The 22,239-nt window shown below is 64.0% G+C and carries 16 protein-coding genes; 8 read left to right on the top strand and 8 right to left on the bottom strand.

Going from position 1 to position 22,239, the window contains the following annotated elements; translation table 11 throughout:
• The first annotated feature begins 318 nt into the window (after positions 1-318).
• Positions 319-756, top strand: a complete 438-nt coding sequence (locus AXW67_RS37195) for a hypothetical protein (RefSeq protein WP_145928127.1) — start codon at positions 319-321, stop codon at positions 754-756.
• Positions 757-1,035: 279 nt separating this feature from the next.
• On the opposite strand, the gene AXW67_RS37185 is transcribed toward AXW67_RS37195, so the two are convergent.
• The 4 genes from AXW67_RS37185 to AXW67_RS37170 all read right to left on the bottom strand — a co-directional run bounded on the left by AXW67_RS37185 (position 1,036) and on the right by AXW67_RS37170 (position 4,951).
• Complete coding sequence (locus tag AXW67_RS37185; protein ID WP_063681900.1) at positions 1,036-1,485, bottom strand: nuclear transport factor 2 family protein; 450 nt, start codon at positions 1,483-1,485, stop codon at positions 1,036-1,038.
• 1 nt (position 1,486) lies between these two features.
• The gene (locus AXW67_RS37180) at positions 1,487-2,266 is read right to left on the bottom strand and encodes a ribonuclease activity regulator RraA (RefSeq protein ID WP_063681977.1); all 780 of its coding nucleotides are present in this window, start codon (positions 2,264-2,266) and stop codon (positions 1,487-1,489) included.
• Between the two features lie 86 nt (positions 2,267-2,352).
• The gene (locus tag AXW67_RS37175; RefSeq protein ID WP_201723760.1) at positions 2,353-3,552 is read right to left on the bottom strand and encodes an L-talarate/galactarate dehydratase; all 1,200 of its coding nucleotides are present in this window, start codon (positions 3,550-3,552) and stop codon (positions 2,353-2,355) included.
• 37 nt (positions 3,553-3,589) lie between these two features.
• Entirely contained in the window at positions 3,590-4,951 is a 1,362-nt protein-coding gene (locus tag AXW67_RS37170; RefSeq protein WP_063681899.1) for an MFS transporter, read from the bottom strand.
• On the opposite strand from AXW67_RS37170, the gene AXW67_RS37165 reads away from it, so the two are divergent.
• Positions 4,944-5,993, top strand: coding sequence for a LysR family transcriptional regulator (locus AXW67_RS37165; RefSeq protein ID WP_245315847.1), 1,050 nt, complete (start codon positions 4,944-4,946; stop codon positions 5,991-5,993). The genes AXW67_RS37170 and AXW67_RS37165 overlap by 8 nt on opposite strands.
• A gap of 11 nt (positions 5,994-6,004) precedes the next feature.
• Here AXW67_RS37165 and AXW67_RS37160 read toward each other — a convergent pair whose 3' ends face one another.
• The 4 genes from AXW67_RS37160 to AXW67_RS37145 form a co-directional block, all read right to left on the bottom strand.
• The gene (locus AXW67_RS37160) at positions 6,005-9,325 is read right to left on the bottom strand and encodes an adenylate/guanylate cyclase domain-containing protein (protein ID WP_063681898.1); all 3,321 of its coding nucleotides are present in this window, start codon (positions 9,323-9,325) and stop codon (positions 6,005-6,007) included.
• Positions 9,326-9,639: 314 nt separating this feature from the next.
• Positions 9,640-10,155: a hypothetical protein gene (locus AXW67_RS37155; protein ID WP_027556563.1), complete on the bottom strand. Its 516-nt coding sequence runs from the start codon at positions 10,153-10,155 to the stop codon at positions 9,640-9,642.
• A 442-nt stretch (positions 10,156-10,597) separates the two neighbouring features.
• Entirely contained in the window at positions 10,598-11,341 is a 744-nt protein-coding gene (locus AXW67_RS37150; RefSeq protein ID WP_245315845.1) for a hypothetical protein, read from the bottom strand.
• 17 nt (positions 11,342-11,358) lie between these two features.
• Positions 11,359-13,680, bottom strand: a complete 2,322-nt coding sequence (locus AXW67_RS37145; RefSeq protein WP_063681897.1) for a molybdopterin guanine dinucleotide-containing S/N-oxide reductase — start codon at positions 13,678-13,680, stop codon at positions 11,359-11,361.
• A 193-nt stretch (positions 13,681-13,873) separates the two neighbouring features.
• On the opposite strand from AXW67_RS37145, the gene AXW67_RS37140 reads away from it, so the two are divergent.
• The 6 genes from AXW67_RS37140 (at position 13,874) to AXW67_RS37115 (ending at position 22,239) form a co-directional block, all read left to right on the top strand.
• Positions 13,874-15,142: a threonine/serine exporter family protein gene (locus AXW67_RS37140; RefSeq protein ID WP_082908174.1), complete on the top strand. Its 1,269-nt coding sequence runs from the start codon at positions 13,874-13,876 to the stop codon at positions 15,140-15,142.
• Positions 15,143-15,283: 141 nt separating this feature from the next.
• On the top strand, positions 15,284-15,640 hold the full coding sequence (locus tag AXW67_RS37135; protein ID WP_035688195.1) for a hypothetical protein: 357 nt from the start codon (positions 15,284-15,286) through the stop codon (positions 15,638-15,640).
• 362 nt (positions 15,641-16,002) lie between these two features.
• A complete protein-coding gene (locus AXW67_RS37130) occupies positions 16,003-17,058 on the top strand; it encodes an HlyD family secretion protein (protein WP_245315843.1) in 1,056 nt (351 codons plus the stop codon).
• On the top strand, positions 17,055-19,385 hold the full coding sequence (locus AXW67_RS37125; protein WP_027556557.1) for an ABC transporter permease: 2,331 nt from the start codon (positions 17,055-17,057) through the stop codon (positions 19,383-19,385). The genes AXW67_RS37130 and AXW67_RS37125 overlap by 4 nt, the downstream gene beginning before the upstream one ends.
• Complete coding sequence (locus AXW67_RS37120) at positions 19,372-20,346, top strand: HlyD family secretion protein (protein WP_063681895.1); 975 nt, start codon at positions 19,372-19,374, stop codon at positions 20,344-20,346. Before AXW67_RS37125 ends, AXW67_RS37120 begins: the two co-directional genes overlap by 14 nt.
• 105 nt (positions 20,347-20,451) lie before the next feature.
• On the top strand, positions 20,452-22,239 hold the full coding sequence (locus tag AXW67_RS37115; protein ID WP_063681894.1) for a peptide ABC transporter substrate-binding protein: 1,788 nt from the start codon (positions 20,452-20,454) through the stop codon (positions 22,237-22,239).

The raw sequence follows: 22,239 nt of genomic DNA, 5'->3' as shown, positions 1-22,239 counted from the left end.
TCATCCTGGTCTCCAAGGCATAGTGACACTCACTGGTCCGAAAGATGACGCCAGCAGCATTTGAATTCGATGGGAATCGCGTCGCCCGTTTGTAGCGGCGGCATAGTGGTCGAAGCTGGTCCTATGCCGTTCATATACAATCGGGGCTGTGCCAATCTCGAAATCATATCGCAACCGGTTCATATCGGCCCGGTCACGCAAAGCTGCGTGACACATCGCAGGACAGGCGATCGGAGTGGCGGCATGCACGCGTCGCCACTCCTTGTCTCCGTCGGATTCAGCGTCCTGCCAGGCAACAACAACCGAACCGGTGAAACTATGTCTATCCCTCACATCAGCGACAGGATCATCGATCCGATGATGGCGCTCGCAGGCTGCTCGACGCGGCAACGCATCGTCGTGGTCGGCGCGAAGAGCATGGACTTGATGATGGAGTTGCAGCGGCGCGGATATCTGCTGGCCGCTGCGGCGGGCAATTGCGGCCGTCCCGCCGGGCAATACGAGGTCGCGCTGGTGGATTGGCGGCGGCGCACGCTGGGCGAGCTCGAGGCGACGATGGAATGGCTTGATGATTTCCTCAGCCTCCGCGCCGTGCTGGTGATCTGGCTCGATGCACAGAAGCCGGCTGCGAAGGAGACTCTTCGCGCCGCGGTGACGAAGCGCGGCTTCGTCGTCCTGCAAGGCGCCGAACATCCCTGCGGCTGCGCGCTGCTGGCGCGACGTTCGCAGGCCTATCCACTGCAGAAGGCGGCGTAAGCGCGCCGATCGCACAGCCGCCGGATTAGCCGCTTCCCGGAGACCAATCACATGACGAAGTCGAGGATACGACGCGCAGTCATCCGCGAGTGGATGGCGCTTGCCCCAACGCAGCGACAGTCCGCACAACAGGCGCTCGCCTTTGCGGCAGACGCTATCGAGCGATACAAGCTGCCGCGCAGCCGCCGCACGCCGTGCGCCGTAATCATGGCATGGCTGAAGCCCCGCACCGGGCGCGGCTAGCAGACGCCGGCCGCTTTCAGACCTGCCTGCCCGGCGCTACTCGTGAGAGAGGTGATACCCGCGTCCGCGATAGTCGAAGTCGACGAGCTCGCAGATCCGGGCCATGGGATCGGCGGGCGCCGCGTAATAGGCCCTGATCTCCCTGATGCGTCCGGTCGCGTCGTCGAACACATACCATTCGTCGCCGCGAAGCGCGGTGTTCTGCGCCCGCTTCCAGTGGGTCCATTCAATCACGGCCTCCGGCGCCGTCGAGGAGCATAGGATCTTCTCGATCGTCCACTTCGAGCCGAGATTTTCGACGCACCAGATCCACTTGCGCGCGATGATGTCGGCGCTGCGCCATGGAATGTCCGGCAGGCCGGGCGGAAAATAGTGGACCGCATCTGCCGTGAAGCAGGCCATCAGGGCATCGTAGTCGGCGGCGTTGCAGGCGTCGAAATAGCGACGGATCGCCGCTTCCATGGCTGCGGGCGATATCTTGCTCATCTCATGCTCCCGCCCGGATCGTCATTACCTTTGCCGGATCCGCTCCGGCCTTCTTCCACGCCTCGAAATCGGCGCGCACGGCTGGTGTCGGCGGATAGACGCCGTAGAGCGGCTCGCCGGCTCCAATGCGATACGACAGGTACTTTTCGAGCTCGTCCCGCCTCTCGCAGAGGTCGGCCATTTCGGCGGCGAGATGCCGCGGCACGACGGTGATGCCATCGCCATCGCCAACGATGACGTCGCCCGGATAGACAGCCACATCGGCGCAAGCGATGGGGATATTGAGGTCGGCAACCCGATGATAGGACAGTCGTGTCGATGCCGTGACCTGCCGCGCATAGGCGGGGAAATCGAGCCGGGCCAGCTCGTGGCCATCACGAAACGCCCCGTCGGTCACGATCGCGGCTGCACCACGCACCTTCATGCGCGTCGGCAGCATGGCGCCCGCTGAGGCGGCGCGCGGATCGTTGCGACTGTCGATCACCAGCACATGGCCGGGCGGGATGTTCTCAACGGCCTCCCATTGCAGATTGTCGGGGTTCGGATGCGGCGTGAGGGTCTCGATCGTGTCGAGATCCTCGCGCGCCGGGATCATGCGCATGGTGAAGGCTTCGCCGGCGAAGCGAACCGCGTCCTTGTTCATCGGGAGGAGCCCGACCAGGAAACATTGGCGCAGCCCTTTCTTGAACAGCTCGGTAGTCAGGGAACCGCTGGAGACATCCTTCAGCCGGCGAACGACGGAAGGATCGAGGGGACTAAGCTTCGTCTTTGGCTCGTACATGGCAATCTCGCTGGTGTTGTGAGGCCGCCCGCGATCGGAGCGGGATCGATGCGCTCCGATCGCAAGGCCGACGATCATGTCTTCTGTCAGGGGCGCTTGCCGACCTCGTGGACCTCACGAGCCCAGGCACGCGCCTGCTCCGACAGGCTGAAGCCGAGACCTGGCCTGTTCGGCACGATCATGCGGCCGTTCACGACCTCGAGCTTCTCGTTGAACATCGCCTCAGACCATTCGAAGTGCTCGACCCAAGGCTCACGCGCATAGGCTGCCGTCAGGTGCAGATGGATCTCCATGCAATAATGCGGAGCGAGCTGAAGCTTCCTGTGATCGGCGAGCGCCATGATCTTGAGGAACGGCGTGATACCACCGACCCGCGGTGCATCCGGCTGGATGAAATCGACCGAGTTGTTGCGGATCAACTCGTAATGCTCGTCGACGCTGGTCAGCATCTCGCCGGTGGCGATGGGCGTCGCAAGCTCAGCCGCAAGTGCGGCGTGGCCTTCGTAGTCATAGGCGTCGAGCGGCTCCTCGATCCAGGTCAAGTTGAACTGCTCCGCAATGCGGCCGAAGCGCAAGGCCGTGGTGCGGTCCCATTGCTGGTTCGCGTCGATCGCCAGGGGAATGTCGCCGATGTGATTGCGGACCGCCTCGATGCGCTTGAGATCGACCATCGGATCGGGCTGTCCGACCTTCAGCTTGATGGCGCCGATGCCCTTTTCGAGCGCCATGGTGATGCGCTCCTTCACCTCCTCGATCGGCATGGAGAGGTATCCGCCCGAGGTGTTGTAGCAGCGTACGGAGTCGCGATGGGCACCTAGCAGCTTGGCGAGCGGCAGCTTTGCGCGCTTTGCCTTGAGGTCCCACAGTGCGATGTCGAATGCGGCGATCGCCTGCGTCGACATTCCGCTGCGGCCGACCGAGGCGCCGGCCCAGACTAGCTTGTCCCACAGACGCGCGATATCGCTCGGATCCTCGCCGATCAGCTCGCCGGCGATCTCCTTGGCGTGCGCGAACTGACCCGAACCGCCGGCGCGTTTCGAATAGCTGTATCCGATGCCGCTATGGCCGTTCTCGGTCTCGATCTCCGCAAACAGGAAGGCGATCTCGGTGAGCGGCTTCTGCCGACCGGTGAGAACCTTGGCGTCGCTGATGGCCTGCGCCAGCGGCAGGAAGACGAGCGAGGTCCGCACCCAGGCAATGCGGTCGGTGGTGGCTTCGCCGGCGGCAAGGCCTGCTGCGAGCGGATTGGCGATAATGCGTGCACTGGCCGGTGTGTGGACGTTCATGGCTTTCTCCTGTGAAATTGATTTCGAAATGATGAGGTCATTCGGCCGCAACTGGCGCGGCGCGGATCAGCCCGCCGCCTTCGCGGATGACGAGGCGCTCGATCGGCCCGACGATGACCCAGTAGCAGAGCACGGCCAGCAGCCCGTGCAGGCCGACATAGAGCAGCGCGCCGTTGAACGATCCGGTGGCGGAGAGGATGTAGCCGATCGCAACCGGCGTCACGATTCCGGCGGTGTTGCCGATCGCGTTGAAGACGCCGCCGGTAAGCCCGATCACTTCCTTCGGCGCCGTATCGGCGACGACGGTCCAGCCGAGCGAGCCAAAGCCCTTGCCGAAGAAGGCTGCACTCATTAGCACCGTGATCAGCAGGGTGGAGTCAGTGTAGTTGCAGCCGATGATCAGCACCGTCATGACAAGGCCGATCGTGATCGGGGTCTTGCGTGCGATGCCGAACGAACCGGTGCGCTTGAACAGCCAGTCGGTGAAGAAGCCGGTCGCGACACCGCCGACGAAGCCGCAGATGGCGGGGACGGTCGCGATCAGGCTCGCATCGAGCACCGACAGGCCGCGCGCCTTGACGAGATAGGTCGGAAACCAGGAGACGAAGAACCAGGTGATGGACGAGATGCCGTATTGCGCAAGGAAAATGCCGACAAGCATGCGGCTCTTGAATAGCTCGGCGAGGTCGGACCAGCGCGGCCCTTGCGCCTCGATTGCTGCCGGCGAAGCACCGCCGAGATCGACCAGCGCACCTCCATCACGCAGATGATCGAGCTCCGCGGCACCAATCCTCGGATGGCGGGTCGGCGGATAGTAAGCGACGGCCCAGACCGCAGCGAGTAGGAAACCGAGTACGCCCATTACGGCGAAGATGTGCTCCCAGCCGAAGCGGTGATCGAGGAAGCCCATTAGCGGCGTGAAGATGACGAGCGAGACATATTGAGCGCTGTTGAAGATGGCGCCGGCGATACCCCGCTCCGCGGAGGGAAACCAAGCAGCGATGATGCGCCCTGCCGCAGGGCCGACAGGCGACTCGAAGACCCCGAGCATGAAGCGCAGGATCAGCATCACCAGGAACGGATAGCTGGCCCAGCCGACGCAGCTCATCAGGAATGTGACAAGCGACCACAGAATCAATCCGCCCAAAATGGTTTGCTTTGGACCTAACCGGTCCGCGATCCACCCCGCCGGGAGATGCGCCAGCACATAGGCCCAGGCGAAGGCCGAGAACATCCAGCCGAGCTCGACCGGCGTGATGCCTAGCGCCTTCGTCATGTTGGGCCCGGCAATCGACAACGTCGCACGATCGCCGCTGCTGAGCGCGAGCAGGATGGTGATCAATGCCAAGGTGACGAAACGATAATGCGTCCGTGTGGACGGCCTCTGCTCCGTGGTCACGCTGCTCCGCCCTTTCCCGTTTTGTTTGGCCCGGTCGACCTTCCGCGACCGTGGATGTCCGAAAGCGCCAGCGGCGCTCGGACACGAGAAAGCTAGATCAGCGATCAATTCAGGTCTAAACTCATTTTTGGATTTAATTGATCCAGAAAAGGTATCAATGATCGAGTTCGGCCAAGTGCGGGCATTCGTGGCGGTCGCCGATGAGCTGAATTTCGGCCGCGCGGCCAAGCGGCTGAACATGACGCAGCCGCCGCTCAGCCGGCAGATCCAGCTTCTGGAGGGAACGCTCGGCGTCAAACTCCTCGAGCGCACCAGTCGATCGGTCAGGCTGACCGCGGCCGGGCGCGCCTTCCTCAGCGAAGCCCGCACGCTGCTTCAACAGCGCGAGCACGCGGTGAAGTCCGCCCGGCAAGCCGCATCGCTGACAGGCGGCGCGCTGTCGATCGGCTTCGTCGGCGCGACGACCTACGGCTATCTCCCTTGGCTCGCGACCCGCGTGCGCGACGAGTTGCCGAATATCGAGATCACGTTCGAGGAGCTGACATCGCGTCAGCAACTCGATGCGCTGAGATCGGGGCGGATCGATCTCGGATTGGTCCGGCCGATCGAGACCGAGGAGCCGATCAGGAGCGCGGCCGTCTTCCGCGAAGGACTTGCTCTTGCGCTGCCACTCAACCATCCGCTCGCGATTCGCCGCCGACCCGAGCTGTCGCATCTCGAGGGACAGCCCTTCATCATGTATTCTCCGGGCGGACCTTACATGCGCGCACTGTTGACGGCGGCGTTTGACGCGAACGGCGTCCGGCCGCAAGTGGTGCAATCGATGAGCCAAGCACAGGCCATCCTGTCCCTGGTCAGCGCAGGTCTCGGCCTTGCGATCGTCCCGGACGAAACCCGCAATGCCTGCTTCGACAATGTCGTGTTTCGCCCGATCAGGCTCGGACCATCGGTGTTCGCCGAGTTGCACGCGATCTGGCGCAGCGACAACCGCAACACCGCCCTGCCGCGGCTGCGCGAGCTGGCATTTCGCGCGACGCGGTGAGCATGACCGCGCTACCGCCCACTCCCGAGCAGCCTTTCCGCTTCTTCGATTTCGGGGAGACCTCGCTCTGTATCAAACTCAGCAAGGACCGCAGCGAGCCCCTCGCATGCCGCCCGGCCCTTTGAACTGCGCATGCGTGCAAGTCCCAGTGCGCTGCGGAGCTCGAAAGTCTTGGTCTGCTGGCGTCGGGCGATTTCCAGAGCCCTGTCGAAGGCATCTTCCGCACTGGAAAGGCTCGGAGGATCATGCCGCAACAGGAGTTCACCCCGCGCGCGATGCAGTTCGGCATCGAGCCAACGCTGACCGGAATGCTCGGTCCATCCGATCAACTCTCTCAGCATTTCCAAACCGGTTTCGACTTGACCGGCCTCCGCTTCCGCCATGGCAACATGCATGCCCCAGAAGGGTTCACAGAGGTAGCAGTCGTTCTCGTGCAGCGAGGTCAAGCCCAGGCGCATGTCCGCGAGCCCCGCCATGCGGTCGCCCGCCCGCCACTTTGCGAGGCCATTCAGGTAGGTCCCGGCGGCCACATACAAGGGCATCGTGTGGTCGCGAGCCAGTCCAAGCGCAAGGATCGTCTCTGTCTGCTGCAACATTCCGCCGCATAGTCCGTCGAAGACAGCCCTATGCACGAGCGCATTCGCCTGGGAAAGCGCACGCTTCTCTCCTGGCGCACTCACCGCGTCTGCGGCGAGCCGACGCGCGCGGTCGATCTTTCCAAGCGGCCAAAGCACGAGCGCAAGGAACCTCATGATGACGAACGGGAGATCCAGCGCCGACGCCTTGAAGGTCGCCGGATCCGGCTCGGCATCATAGATCGCGAGTGCCCGCTCAAGATGCGTTCTCGCGTTCAAATAATTGCCTCCGAACCAGCAGGTTACCCCGCTCGTCCAATGCGCGAGGACAGCGGCCACCGGCGCTTCCGCCCGCCGCTCGGCGGCACTCGTGATGGCAGTCGCCAACTCCCGCATCGGAGCGATCTCGCCATGCGTCAGGCAGGCGTTGAAGAGGCCCGAATGGATCGGCGCAAGTTCAACCGGATCATTGATGTCGGCGGCGAGTTGCCGGGCGCGCGTCCATGCCGCGACCGTTTCGGGCGCGCTGTGCCCGAGGCTGCCCCGCAATGCGCGGCCATATGCGATCTGGAGGTGTAGACGGCTCATCATCCGGCCGGGCTGATCAGGCAGCTCATCGGCGATGGCAATCGCTTTGCGAAGATGCGCAATCGCTTCGGAATAGGCCGAGCGTTTCAGAGCCTCTTGGCCCGCCTTGCGCCACCATTCGAGGGCGACCTCGCTGAGGCCCGCCTCCGTGAAGTGGTGTGCAAGAATTTCCGGCTCGGTCGCCGCAACGACTGGAAATTTGTCGCGCAGGACATCGCCGATCTGCTTGTGCAGCACCTGCCGTCGGCTCTTGAGCAGGCTCTCGTAAGCGGCTTCCTGAACGAGTGCATGCTTGAAACTGTAGTTTGCTTCCGGAGGGACTCCGCGGCATACTAGCAACTCTGCCTCTTCGAGCTGCCGGAGCGCGGCGCTCAGCGTCAGATCATCGCGTCCCGCCACATATCTCAGCAATGCGTAGGAGAAATCGCGGCCGATCGCAGCACCGATCTGCGCCACCTCCTTGACGGGAGCCAGCCGGTCGAGCCGCGCCATGAGGGAATCCTGCAGTGTCGCGGGAATGGCGAGTGGCGGAAGCGGACTTTCGAGTCGATAGCGCCCGGCTTCTTCGACGAGCAGCCCGGATTCCAGCACCATCTTGGTCAATTCCTCGACGAAGAGCGGGATTCCATCGGTCTTGTCGATGATCTGCTTCATCATTTCGCGCGGCAGCTGGCGGCCGACGGCCACCTGCTCGACCAGGGCGCGCGTATCCTGTCGGTCAAGCCGGTCGAGCCGCAACAGGCTGACATTGGCGAGGCCGACCCAGGATGGCTCGAACTCGGGACGGGACGTCACGAGCACGAGTATCGGCAGTCCCCGGATCCGGTCGACCGCGAGATCAAGCAACTCTAGTGTCGTGGCATCGGCCCAATGCGCGTCTTCGCAGATAATCAGCACGGGCTGCTGCCGCGCCAACCCCTCGACCTGATCGAGAAGGGCGGCAAATGTCTGTCGCCGCTGCTGCGCCGGGCTGAGGCCGAGCGTCGGATAGCGGTCGCCGGTGGGAATCGAAAGCAGAGCCGCGATGAGTGGCGCCACCTGCGCCACTGCCTGGGTTCCAAGTGCCAGCATTGCCTCGAGCTTGTCTAGCTTTTGCGCGGGCGCGTCGAGCGGCCGGATGCCGGCGGCACGCTCGAGCTGCGCGACGAAGGGATGAAGCGCACTGTTGGTGTGGTAGGGCGAGCATTGATACCGTACCCGGCAGTGCACGCCCAACGCGGGGCTTTCCGACAGCGTTGCAACCATCCGCGATTTGCCGATACCCGCTTCGCCGCAAATCAACATCATCTGGCCTTGCCCCTGCCAGGCCAGCCGCTGGCGCGCGAGCGCGAAATCGATCTCCTCCTTGCGACCGACGAAACCGATCGAGCGCGCCGCACGGACCGCCTCGAATCTGCTCTCCGATGCGGACGCACCTTCGACCGCCCAGACCGCGATGGGTTCGGAGATACCCTTGACATCGCGTCGGCCGAGATTGCGGAAGGCGAAGAGATCGCCGAGGAGCCGGCGCGTCGATGCCGCGACGACGACCGCGCCGGGCTCCGCCAGGCCCTGGAGGCGGGCAGCGAGGTTCAACGTCTCACCAACCGTCGCCTGCTCCTCGGATGCGGTTCCGCTGACAAGATCGCCGACCACCACAAGCCCGGTCGCGATTGCGATCCGCATTTCGACCTGCTCGCGTGTTTTGAGCTGCCTGACAGCGGTGATGACGTCGAGTCCCGCGCGGACTGCGCGCTCCGCATCATCCTCGTGTGCGCGGGGGTAGCCGAAATAGATCAGGATTCCGTCACCCACGAACCGGGCGATCATGCCGTCATAGGCGGCGATCACATTCGCGCAAGCCGCGCGATAGGCCCGGATCACTTCCCACATGTCCTCGGGATCGAGACGTGCGGAAAGCGCAGTCGAGCCGACCAGATCGCAGAACATCACTGTGAGGTGACGCCGCTCAGCGCCATGTGGAGGAGCCGGTGATGCGATCAATGTGGCCGGATCGAGCTCGGCGATGGCGCGCAGCATTCTGCGACGATGGCCAAGCAGAACCCCGAGCTTTTCGAAATCATCGTCCATCAGCTCGGGAAGGACGCCTACATCAATCCCATTTTGAGCAAAACGCTGTGCGTATTGCCCAAGTCCAAGGTTCTCGAGCCACTCCGCAATCTGCTGCATAGGCTCCACCAATACGCTGGCTGGCAGTTAGCAGAATTTTGGATCACGGCGTGCGGGGACGATATCCCAACGTCGACATCATGGCACGCGTTGTTTGTGACCATAACCACATAGGTTGCTCAGTACCGATGCCGCTTCCAAGCAGGACTCGCCGACGCGTACTGTTGCAACGTCAAACTTGTCGGCGCAGCGTCCGGCAACCGAGGTTGAATGATTGCCGGTCTCCGGCTTCTGACCGCGAGCCGACCTCAATGAGGTAGCCTTGCGTTCACGCCACGATGCACTTGCGTAACTCCTTATCGTGAGCGCAGCTTTCACGACTTCTTGTCGGCGGCGTCATTGTTGCGAGCCATGGTGCCCGCGACAACTTGAAGCGAAGACCCCAAGAACCAACAGCCGACGACAACGGCGATCACTCCGCTGGGGACGTATTGATCAAGGACAATGATGCTGACGGACAGAGCTGCAGCAATCGCCGCGCCGAACGTTCCGGCTGCACTGATGATCTCGGGCGCATCGGAGCCATCCCATTCTTCGGAGATGCTCAAACTCGATTTCCGAGCCTTATTGCCGGCCAGATCGATCCCGACATAGTAGCTCAGGGCTCCGTAGAGCATCGTCAGCAACACGATCCAGCCGCTCTCTGACAATCCGCTTTCGTAACGGAGCAGGATGGCACCCACGTAGAGGCCGCAAGAGCCCCCAACAGCTGCGAGGCCGAGCCTCTCAAGCAGATGGGCTGATTTGATCAGACCGGAACGGGGGATCCGAAGATTGCCGCTGTGCTTTGTTACCGATAATGCGCTGAAGACCGCATTGCTTATCTTCATGGGATACTCCTACTAAGTAAGTAGCTGCCTACCGGCCGAGCCCGAAAGAGGCTGCGGGACCGGCGCCATTCGCGATGCGCTACATTCCAACTTTCGAAATATCCGTGCGGCGGGTGAGCAAAAGGCGTCGCCGGCATTGGCGTGCGCGCGAGCAGGCTGCTCCGGGCACGACGATCAGACGGGAGAATGTTTGTTCTAAAGGAGTCGATTCAAATATGAGCCGGTTCACACACTTGCTACTTTTTCCCGATACCGCCTCGGACGCAAATACACGCATCTCTCGTTGAGCTTTTGCACGCGCCTACACCGCAAGCTGTCGTAGCTCGATGAGCGCCGGCTCTCCGCCAGCATCGACGAAGGGCATCACCTCATGCGGCATCTCTTGGCCGATTTTGGCGTAAGCAAGCGCGCGTCGGCACGCGGTTGCCGACGGTCGCGCCACTCAGGACACACGCGGGATATCGACGATGATGCGATTGTGGTTGTCGGAGTCGACGAGGACGGGCAATTCGCAACCCGTTGTGGTACGCATTTCCCTGCGCTCAGGGCTACTGAAGGAGATGCGCGTCACCGCCTGCCAGGGCGGTCCACCGTTCGGGTCGCTCACTCGCAAAGTTATGTCCCATGTCCCGCCCGGCGCGCTGCTCGGGCCTGCCTCCTGCGCAGACAACACTTTTGCCGTGGTCGGAACGAGTCCGAGCGCGCCGGCACCGCCGGCGAGCGCGATCTCCGTCTGCTGCGGCGTGAGGCCGTTGACCAGCGTCGGCGACGAGGCGGAATGCTCCACCTCACGCCAGGCGCGGGGAAATACGTGGTCGCCCGACGCTTGCTGCTCGCCGCGCAAACTCGCGGCGAGCCCTTCGGCGGCCTTGCGCCCGGTCGACACCTCATCCCATTCGATCCTGAACCGGTTGGGATCGGCGAGGTCCACGGTGACGGGGAGCAGCAATCCGGGGCGGGGCCATTTCGGCTTGGGCACGTCGTAGCCGCTGTACCGCACGGCAGTTGCCGCGAGTCGCTCTGCGGTGATCACGCCGTCGATCTCGCATTTGGGATGGAGAACCATCTCGCCGGCCGCGTCAGGAAACGGCGAACAGGCCACGACCTGCAACTGTCCGCGCACCCGGTTGGTGATCCGCACCGGCTTATTTTCACCGAACCAACTCATCAACGTTCCTTCCGACAAGCGGCGCATCGTATCCGCTACACCGGATCGAAGGCGCGGATCGGCGGCAGATTGCCGGTGAAGCGCTCGACCTCGACCGTGGTGAGCTGACCGGTGCAGCCTTGCGCGAGGGATGAGGTGCCGATGTCACGGGTGAGAACGTTCGGATTACCGTGAACGCAGAGCGGCGCCTCGTCCTCGGGATCCATCGGATCGTACCAGGCGCCGGTCGGCAACTGCACGATGCCGGGCGCTATGCCGTCGGTGACATGCACCGCGGCAAGGCAGGCGCCGCGTTCGTTGAAAAGGCGGATAATGTCGCCATCCTTGATGCCGCGCGCGCCCGCATCGCACGGATTCATGCGAGCGACCTCGCGGCCGCGATGTTTTGCTTGAAGCGAATGTCCGCCGAAGTCGAGCTGGCTGTGCAGACGCGTCACCGGCTGATTGGCAACGAGGAAGCACGGCGCACCCGGCTTCGGCACATCGGTCTTCTCGAGCCAGACCGGGTGGCCCGGGCAGTCCGCATCGCCATGGCCAGCGATCTTCGCAGAGAATATCTCGATGCGTCCGCTCGGCGTCGGCAGGGCATGATTGACGGGATCGTCGCGGAAGCGGCGCAGCCTGCCGCCGTCATCGGGCTGTTGCGGCACGACGAGGCTGCCGCGCTGCCAGAACTCCTCGAAGCTCGGTGCCTCAAGGCCGCGCGCCTCCAGCGAGGCTCGGGTCGGCTCGTAGAGATGTGCCAGCCATTGCCGCGATGTGCGGCCTTCGGTGAAAGGCTCGCGAGCACCGAGACATTCGGCGAGATCGGCAAAGATCTCATAGTCGTCGCGCGCCAGCCCAAACGGCTCGGCGATTTGGTGCATGGCGACCATGAGAGGATCGTTGGTGGAATAGCCGATGTCCTCGCGCTCGAGCGTCATTGTCGAAGGCAGCACGATGTCGGCGTGCCGCGCCGTGGCGGTCCACGCGAGTTCGTGCACGACCAGCGTATCGAGCCGGGCGAAGGCCTTGCGCAGACGGTTAATATCCTGGTGATGATGGAAGGGATTGCCGCCCGCCCAATAGACGAGACGGATGTCCGGATAAGTACGCGTCTCTCCATTGTAGCGATAGGTGGCGCCGGGATTGAGCAGCATGTCGGCGATACGCGCCACCGGAATGAAATCGGCGACGCCATTGCGGCCCTGCCCGAGCGTCGGCCCCGGCACGTCGTTGACACGGCGACCGTAATAGCCGATCGCGCCGAGCGAATAGGCGTAGCCGCCACCTGGAAGGCCGATCTGGCCGAGCGCCGCCGCCAGCACCATGCCCATCCAAACCGGCTGCTCGCCATGCTCGGCGCGCTGGAGCGAATGCGAGACGGTGATGAGCGCCCTTTTGCCGGCAAGGCGACACGCGAGCTTTCGAATCGTCTGTGCGTCGACGCCGCAGATCGTTGCGGCCCATTCGGCGCTCCTGGCTTGCCCATCGCTCTCGCCGGTCAGATAGCGCAGGAAGACCGGCCATCCCTCGGTGTAGCGATCGAGGAAAGCCTGATCGTGCAGGCCTTCGGCGACCAGCGTGTGGACGATGCCGAGCATCAGGGCCGTGTCGGTGCCAGGCACGCAGGTCATCCATTCGGCGCCGGCCTCCGCGGGAAGATCCTCGCGCAGCGGGCTGACCAGAATGAACTCGCAGCCGCGCCGGCGCGCAGCCGCCATGGCGCCGCGCTCGACATGCTTGCTGATCGAGCCTCCCGCCACCATGGAGTTCTTCAGCGCCATACCGCCGAATGCCAGCACGATCTCGCTCTCGGTCGCGATCTGCTCCCACGTGACGTTGCGCTTGGTGATGTCTTCGTAGCCCGCCAAAATCTGGGGCAGCAGCACCGAGGACGCGCCCGAGGAATAGGTGTTGACCGAGCGCACATAGCCGCCCATCGCGATGTTGAGGAAACGGTGAACCTGGCTCTGGGCGTGATGGAAGCGGCCCGCGCTCGACCAGCCATAGGAGCCGCCGAACACGGCACCGGGCCCGCGCGTATCGCGGATGCGCGACAGCTCGTCGCCCAAAAGGTCGAGTGCCTTCTCCCAGCTGACGGAGACGAATTCATCGCGGCCGCGGCGATCGTCCGGGCCGGGCCCGCGCTCGAGCCAGCCACGGCGGATCGCCGGCTGCGCGATGCGCGCTTGGTGGCGGAGCGCACCGGGAAAATTGTCGATGATGCCGTTCGGATCGGGATCCCCCGCATAATGCCTGACCTCGAGCCCGGCCTCGCTGTTCCGCGCCGAGAACACGCCCCAGTGCGAGGTGTGCGGCTTGAAGCCGTCGGACAGGTCGAGGCCCGGATCGGGGAAGCCAATTGTCTCGTTCATCGCGTGTTCCTTTGTCGCTGGAGCGGCGTGCGGGCCCGCCTCGTCGCAATCATCGGGACACAGTATAATGAGGCGCTTTCCCGTGGGGCAACCGATCATCGATGTCTGGAACTCAGGGATGACGGCATCGCACAGATCGCGGATACTTCGAAGCCGGCTATTCAGCCGAACGACGCCGAGGACCGATCTCAAAATGGAAACATCGAATCCGGATTCGTCGCGCCGCGAGGCTGCACTGAAGACCACCGCGCTGGCGGCGACACTGCTGTTTGCTCACGGGCAGACCACGGAACGGACGGTCACCGCCGCCGAGCGCCTCGGGCGCGCGTTCGGCTTGACCGTCAGAGTGCTACCTTACTGGGGCGAGATCACCGTCGAAATCGAAGGCACGCCGATCTCGCAGATCGTTGCTGCCAAGCCGCTTGGCGTCGACATGGGCAGGGTGTTGGCCGTCACGACAGTCATCGATCAGGTCTGTGACGGTACGCTGCCGCCCGATGCAGCCCATTCTGCGCTGATCGCGGCAAGTCGCCTGCCTCCGGCTTCCACGACGCGCTTCACGTTGTTCGTGGCAATCGGCGCGGCCTCGCTGGGCGTCCTGTTCGGCGCTCTCGAGGCGACGAGCCTGCTGCTGATTGCGGCCAGCGCCGCGATTGGAGCGCTCGTGCGGCGCTGGCTGTCCGGCTTCAGCGCCAACCCGCTGATCCAGCCACTTTGCGCCGCGCTGATCGCAGGTATCGTTGCTGCAGCCGCAAGCCGCTTCGGCCTGTCGACTGCGATATCGCTGATTGCCTTCTGTCCCTGCATGGTGCTGGTGCCCGGCCCGCATATCCTCAACGGCGCCATCGATCTCGCCCGTACCCGCATGGCACTGGGCGTCGCGCGTCTCGCCTATGCCGCCGTCATCGTGGTCCTGGTCTGCGCCGGGCTGCTGTTTGGGTTCGCAGCCGTCGGCGCAAAGCTCGCGACCGCCGGATCGGCCCCGCCCGTGCCATTGGCCGTCGACGTGATTGCGGCGGGATGCGCCGTCGCCTCCTTTGGCACCTTCTTCTCGATGCCGTGGCGTCTCCTGCCGTTCCCAATCGCGGTCGGCATGCTCGCGCACGCCGTACGCTGGGCGCTGGTCGTCGTCGCAGGCGAGAGTGCCGGGACCGGAGCGCTCGTCGCCTGCATGCTGGTCGGCACCATCGTCACGCCGGTCGCCGATCGCCTGCATCTGCCTTTTGCGGCCCTCGCCTTTTCCGCCGTTGTCTCGATGATGCCCGGCTTCTTCCTGTTCAACGCCGCGGCCGGCCTCGTCGAGCTGGTGGAAATCGGGCCGAGCGCGCCGGCGACCCTGCTGACGGCCATCGCGGCGAGCGGCGTCACCGCCTTTTTGATCATCATGGCCATGACCGTGGGACTTATCCTCCCGCGCATGCTGTTTGAACGCTTCTCGTCCGCGTACCAGAAATCGCTGTGACCGCGTGTCCGGACCGTATGTTCGTCGCCGTGCTTGCGCTTGCCCCGGAAATCTCGACAATCCCAACATCAGATACCTCGGCTAATCAGCCTGTCAGGGCTGTGGCGGGGAATACGGAACCCCAACCTCGGAGAACTCGTGATGAAAAAGCGCGTTTGTTGGGCGGCGGCAGCTTGTCTCGTCGCCTTGAGCTCGAGCGCTGAGGCTCATTCGATCTACGACGGCGCCTGGGACCTCGTCTTTGTGACGCAGAGAGGTGCATGCGATCCGAGCTACAGCTTCTCCGTCAACATTTCCAACGGGATCGTGACACATCCGAACCTGGTCAGGTTCAGAGGCTACGTCGCAAGATCCGGCGCGGTCCGCGCCTCGGTCACCGTTCAGGACAAATACGCCTCCGGCGCCGGCCGACTGTCCGGCAACACCGGCCAGGGACGCTGGAGCGGCTATTCCGGCACCGCGCGTTGCTCCGGATACTGGACCGCCCGACGAAACTGATCGTCAGACCACGTCGAATGAGCTGGCAGCAGCGCACCGCACGTGGATCGAGACAGCCAAGACCGCAATTCCAGCCCAATTGCAGCAAGAGCTTCCAAGCTGCGAGGCGGTGCTGGTGTTTGGATCGCTGGACAGCGATCTCTCGGTCGCACTTCAGGTGGCGCCCAGCCAGACGATGGAGAATGGAGATGCCGGAGGTTGGCCGCGAGAAGCCATCCTAGGCGTTTACGGCACCGCGTGGTAGTTTTCTTCCTCGATGAGTGGCGCTGTCCGGCGCCAGCCATCGGGTCGGACGCGGCTTTACAAACACGGTATGGAAAGCGGCGATCCCGGTGATGAGCCAAGGGGATCAGGATATGGACATGCCGACCTCCGACGAGAACATACAAGCGACGCCCGATGCTTCGAGCGAAGGACCCAAGAAGAGCCCGCGCAATGCGACGCGCGCACCTGCCATCATTGTCACTATCGTGGCAGCCGCCGTCGCCGCGCTCTCCATCTTCTATCTGCTGCGGCCGGAGCCGCTGCTCGTCCAGGGCGAGGTCGACGCGACGCGGCTGGATATCGCCGCGCGTGTCGACGGCAGGGTCAAGGAAATCCCCGTCCAGCGTGGCCAGAATGTCCCTGCGGGCGCCATCCTGGTGCGGATCGACAATCCCGAGACACTGGCGAAGCACGACCAGATGCGAGCGGCAAAGGTCGTTGCGGACGCCCAGCTCGTCAACGTTCTGGTCGGAACACGCGTGGAGACCATCGCCGCGCGCAAGGCGGAGATGGAGCGCGCGCAGGCGGCGGTGGTGCTGGCGCAAAAGACCTTCGACCGCACCCGGACCCTGACCGAGCAGGGCAACGCGCCACAGGCCCGCCTGGACCAGGTGACCGATGCCCTGCACGAAAGCGAGCGCGCGGTCGATCAGGCCAAATCGGCCTACGAGCAGGCAGTCAACGGCTACACGAAGGAAGAACGCGCGATCGCAAAGGCAAACGTCGAAAAGGCCGATGCCGATATCCAGAGCGTCCAATCCATCATCGACCAGCTCGTCGTCTATGCGCCGGTCGCCTCGCAGGTCTACCAACGCAACATCGAGCCGGGCGAATATGTGTCCCCCGGCGTGCCGCTGGTGACCCTGATAGACCTTGGCGACGTCTGGGTTCACTTCGATCTCCGCGAGGATCTCGTCAAGAGCCTGAAGGTCGGCGACCGTTTCGACGTTCGCATCCCCGCGCTCGACGATCGCCGCGTCACGATCGAGGTCAAGCTCATTGCTACCAAGGGCGAGTATGCGAGCTGGCGCGCCACGCGCGCCTCCGGCGATTTCGATCTGCGCACGTTCTCGATCCGCGCCTATCCCGTGACGCCGGTGCCCGAGCTACGGCCGGGCATGAGCGCCTATCTCGATTGGCGGTCGCGGCAATGAGGCCGGCGCCAAAGCCTGGATTCTGGCTGGTCGCGCGGCGCGAGTGCCGCTGGCTGCTCGGTGATCGCGTGGCGCTGCTGCTGATCTTCGGCGTGCCGCTGTTCGCATTCGTGGTCCTCACGACGGTCTTCAGCCACCCGGTCATTCGCGGACTCGGCGTGACGGTCGTCGACGAAGACAAGTCGGAGGCCTCTCGCGCCCTTGTGGAATATGTCGCGGCATCTCCGAGCCTGAAGATCGTCGACCGGTCCGGCACGCTGTCCACGGCCGTTGAGGACATACGCTCCGGGAAGTCGATTTCGGCCGTTTATATCCCGCCGGATTTCGAGCGCGACCTGAAGGCCGCGCGGCGCCCGCAGGTCGTCGGATTCTATAACCAGCAGTTCCTGACCCCCTCCGGCATCGCGTCCTCGGGCCTCAGCGATTCGCTTTCCGCCGCGGCGGCCGTGGCCGCTCCCGCCAGTCGCGCTGCGCCTGCGCCGGCGTCCTTGGGAGCGCTCAAGGCGGAGACCATGGCACTGGTCAATCCGCAGAAGAACTATGCGCAGTTCCTGCTGCGCGCGCTGCTGCCAACCATCATCCATGTGGTGATCACGCTTGCCGCCGGCTACTCCGTCGGCTCCGAATTCCGCCGTCGCGACGCGCGGGCCTGGCTCGAGAGCGCCGGCGGCGATCCGCTCGTCGCGCTGGCCGGCAAGCTCGCGCCGCTGTTCTGCATCTTCTTCCTGGTCATGCTGGCCGAGCCGCTGTTCCTGGAGGGCGTGCTGGATATCCCCTTCAGGGGCGACCTGCCGTTGATGATCGCTGCGGCTTCGCTGCTGATCATTGCCTATCTGTCGCTCGGAGCTCTGCTCCAGCTTCTGGTCGGTGATCTCGCCACCGGGCTCGGACTTGCAGGCCTCATTGCCTCGCCCGCGTTCGGCTATGCCGGTGTCGGCTTTCCCACCATCGGCATGAATGCCTTTGCGCACACCTGGAGCGCGATCCTGCCGCTGCGCTGGTATATGGCCGTCCTGCTGGGACAGGCGGCGCGGGGATTGCCGGTCGCCGATTCCGCTATTCCCTTCGCGGCGCTTGCGGGTCTGGCGTTGCTCTTTGCCGGTCTTGCGCTGCTGCGCATGGCGAGCCTTACGCGCCGGGGCTGGTTTGCAACGGCGCGGCCTGCCGAGCCCTCCGAGGTCAGCCACACACCGCGCGGCATCGGCGGCGCCTTCACGGCGGAATGGCGGCGGGTACTGGGAACGCGGAGTGCCTTCAGCATCCTGTTTCTCGCGCCCCTGGTCTACGGCATCTATTATCCGCAACCCTATCTGAACCAGATCCTGCGCAAGCTTCCCATAGCAGTCGTCGACAATGATCTCAGCGATCTCAGCCGGCAGATCGTCGAGACGCTGGATGCGAGCGGTGCTTTGAGTGTCGTGGTTCGCGCCCGAACGCTTGCCGAAGCGCGCATCGCAATCGACCGCGGGCAGGCCTTTGCCGCCATCGAGATTCCGCCCAACACCGAGCGCGATGTACTCAAGGGCATCACCGCCCACATCCCTGTCTACGCTGATGCAACCTATCTGTTCGTCTTCAGATCGAGCGCCAGCGGGATCGCCACCGCGATCGGAACCTTGACGTCCGAGCTCGTTTCGCGCGGCGCGCGCTCGGATGGAAGCCTCGTCAAGGCCAAGCTTGCGAGTTCGAGCCCAGCCGATGTTCTGCTGCAGCCGATCTTCAACCCGGTGGGCGGTTATGCGAGCTACGTCGTTCCGGCGGCATTCATCCTGATCCTGCAGCAGACCCTGCTGATCGGTGCGGCGATGTTGACCGGCACCGCGCTGGCGGCGGGAGGCGGAGCGTTTGCCGGCGTGCTCGGCCGCGGCGTCGCTCATTTGACCATCTATCTTCCTGCCCTCGCACTTTATGTCATCGTGCTGCCGCGCATCTACGGTTTTTCGACGCTCGGCCATCTTCCGCAGATCCTCGCACTGGCGACTGTCTTTCTGCTGGCGACGAGCTTCATGGGACAGGCTGTCGGGGCCTGGTTCACGCGGCCCGAGAACGCGACCATCCTGCTACTGGCGACGAGCCTGCCGCAGTTCTTCCTGGCCGGCTTTGCGTGGCCGCGCGAAGCAATCCCCGACGTGGCCCTCGCGTTCGGCCGGCTGTTCCCGGCCGACTCTGCGATCGATGGCCTCGTGCGCATCAACCAGATGGGGGCCAGCATCTGGGAGGTCGCGCATGACTGGCGGATCCTGTGGAGTCTGGCGCTCGGCTATTTTGCGCTCGCGGTGATCTCGGCATTTGCCGTCAAGAGAGGACAGGGACATGCGCAACGTTAGACCTGCCGCCTTCCTCGCAATTCCGCTTGCGCTGGTCGCTGCGGGAGCGCTGCTCTATGTCATCCGCCACTCGGCACCGTCCACGGCCATCGTCGGCGTGGTGCGCGCAACTGAGGTCAGGGTCGAGCCGGAGGTCAACGGCCAGCTCGTCTCGATCGCGGTCGAGAAGGGTGCCTCTGTGAAGGAGGGCGACGTCGTGGCGCGGCTCTCGGCAGTGGAATTGACGGCGCAGGCGGACCAGGCGCGTGCCGCGCTCGCGTCTGCCGTCGCAAGCCGCAACAACGTCTATGCCGGCGTCCGCCGCGAACAGGTCGATTCCCGGAGGGCCGCCATCGCCAAGGCGAACGCCCGCCTCGACTATGTGCAGGCCCAGCTCACACGCACCAGCACGCTCGCCCGGCAGAGCTTCGAATCGCAGCAGACGCTCGACCAGGCCGAAAACGACGTGGCGGCCGCACGTGCCGACGTCGCGGAGGCCCAGGCCAATTACGATGCGGCGGTGGCGGGTCCGACCCGGGAGGAGCGGGCCGTTGCCGATGCGCAGGTGCAGGCCGCGGCCGCAGCCGTCACCGTGCTCGAGCGCCGGCTCGACAAGATGGTGCTGCGCGCCCCGGCTGACGGCACGGTCAGCGTCATTGCCGCGGAGGTGGGCGAGAACGTCCGCGCCGGCCAACCGATCCTGATGGTCGAGGCCGCGGGCCGGCAATGGCTCTCATTCAACGTGCGCGAGGATCACCTCGGTCGCGTCGCGATGAGCGACACGGTGAGCGTGGTGCGGAACGAGACGGATGGCGTCGCGAAGGCGGTCGTCACCGAGCTGCGGCCGCTCGGCGTGTTCGCCACCTGGCAGGCCGAACGGGTCATCGGCGATCACGATCGCAACACGCTGCGCCTGCGCCTGGATCCCGAGAAGTCGCCTGCAAATCTCGAGCCGGGGATGACTGTGTGGATCGAGCGCTGACGTCGAAGACTGCCTTTGACTCCACTGGGGCCGACGTCGCAAGTTAGAGTGCATGTAAATTGTAGCCGGTGACAACTTTTTCTTTGAGAAGGTGGAGGTCATCCGATGAACGAAGACGACATCCGCGGTTTGATCGCGGAGGTGAAGGAAGGCGCGCTATCGCGACGCTCGTTCATCCAGAGGGTGGCTGCGATCGGAATCGCCGCGCCGGTCGCGAGCCAGATCCTGATCTGGAACGACGTGGCGATGGCGGATGCCACGCTGCAATACAAGCCGACCAAAGCTGGCAGCGGCGGCCCGCTCAAGATCCTGCTCTGGCAGGCTCCCACCCTGCTCAATCCACATTTCGCGCTCGGCACCAAGGATCAGATCGCCTCGCGCATCTTCTTCGAGCCGCTCGCCGGCTGGGACAAGGAAGGTAACCTCATCCCCTGCCTCGCCGCTGAAGTCCCGACCAGGAAGAACGGTGGCCTCTCGGCGGGCGGCATGAGCGTTACCTGGAAGCTGAAGCAGGGCGTGAAGTGGCATGATGGCAAGCCCTTCACCGCCGACGACGTCGTCTTTACCTGGACATACGCCGCGGATCTCGCCACTGCGGCGTACACCACAGGATCCTACAAGGATATCAACGTCGAGAAGATCGACGACCACACCGTCAAGGTGAACTTCAAGAATCCGACGCCGTTCTGGGCCGACCCCTTCGTCGGCTCGGTCGGCCAGATCCTGCCAAAACATCATTTCGGCGACTATGTCGGCGCGAAGTCACGCGACGCGCCGGGCAATCTGAAGCCGGTCGGCACCGGGCCGTACAGGTTCGTCGAGTTCAAACCGGGCGACTTGATCAGAGCCGAGCGCAACCCCGACTATCACGTCAGGAACCAGCCGCATTTCGACACGCTCGAGGTCAAGGGCGGCGGCGACGCGGTCTCCGCGGCGCGCGCCGTGCTGCAGACCGGCGAATACGATTATGCCTGGAACCTGCTGGTGGAGGAGGAAGTCCTCAAGCGCATGGAGGCCAGCGGAAAAGGCAAGGTCGACGTCACGCCATCCGGCAACGTCGAGTTCATCATCCTCAACACGACGGATCCCTGGACCGAGGTCGACGGCGAGCGTTCGAGCATCAAGACCAGGCACCCGACGCTGTCCGATCCCGCCGTTCGCCAGGCGATCAACCTCCTGATCGATCGCGAGGCGATCCAGAAATTCATCTACGGCCGCGGCGGCGTCGCGACGGCGAGCTTCGTCAACCAGCCCGCGCAGTTCAAGTCGGGCAAGCTCAAATACGCGTTCGACGTCGACAAGGCCAACAAGATCCTCGACGAGGCCGGCTGGAAGACGGGCGCGGACGGCATCCGCGAGAAGGACGGCAAGAAGCTCAAATACGTCTTCCAGACCTCGACCAATGCTCCACGTCAGAAGACGCAAGCCATCATCAAGCAGGCCTGCCAGCGCGCCGGGATCGAGATCGAGCTCAAGTCAGTCACTGCGTCGGTGTTCTTCTCGTCGGACGTCGGCAACCCCGACACTTACTCGAAATTCTATGCCGACATGGAGATGTACAACACGACGCAGCCGCAGCCCGATCCGGAGCGGTTTTTGAACCAGTGCGTCTCCTGGGAGATAGCGACCAAGGACAACAAGTGGCTGGGCCGGAACGTCTCGCGCTGGTCCGATCCCGAGGCCGACAAGGCCTACAAGGCCGCGCAGAGCGAGCTCGATCCGGTCAGGCGCGCCGCACTGCTGATCAAGGTCGACGAGACCTTCTGCGAGGCCCACGTGTTCCTACCGCTCCTCTCGCGCAACATCGTCGGCGCTGGCGCCAACAACCTCATGGCCGACATCTCCGGGTGGGACGTCACCACCTGGAATCTGGCAAGCTGGTATCGCAGCTGA

The sequence above is a fragment of the Bradyrhizobium neotropicale genome, from assembly GCF_001641695.1.
Taxonomy (GTDB): domain Bacteria; phylum Pseudomonadota; class Alphaproteobacteria; order Rhizobiales; family Xanthobacteraceae; genus Bradyrhizobium; species Bradyrhizobium neotropicale.
The sequence above is the reverse complement of the archived record's forward strand: the minus strand, read 5'-3'. Positions and strand labels throughout refer to the sequence as shown.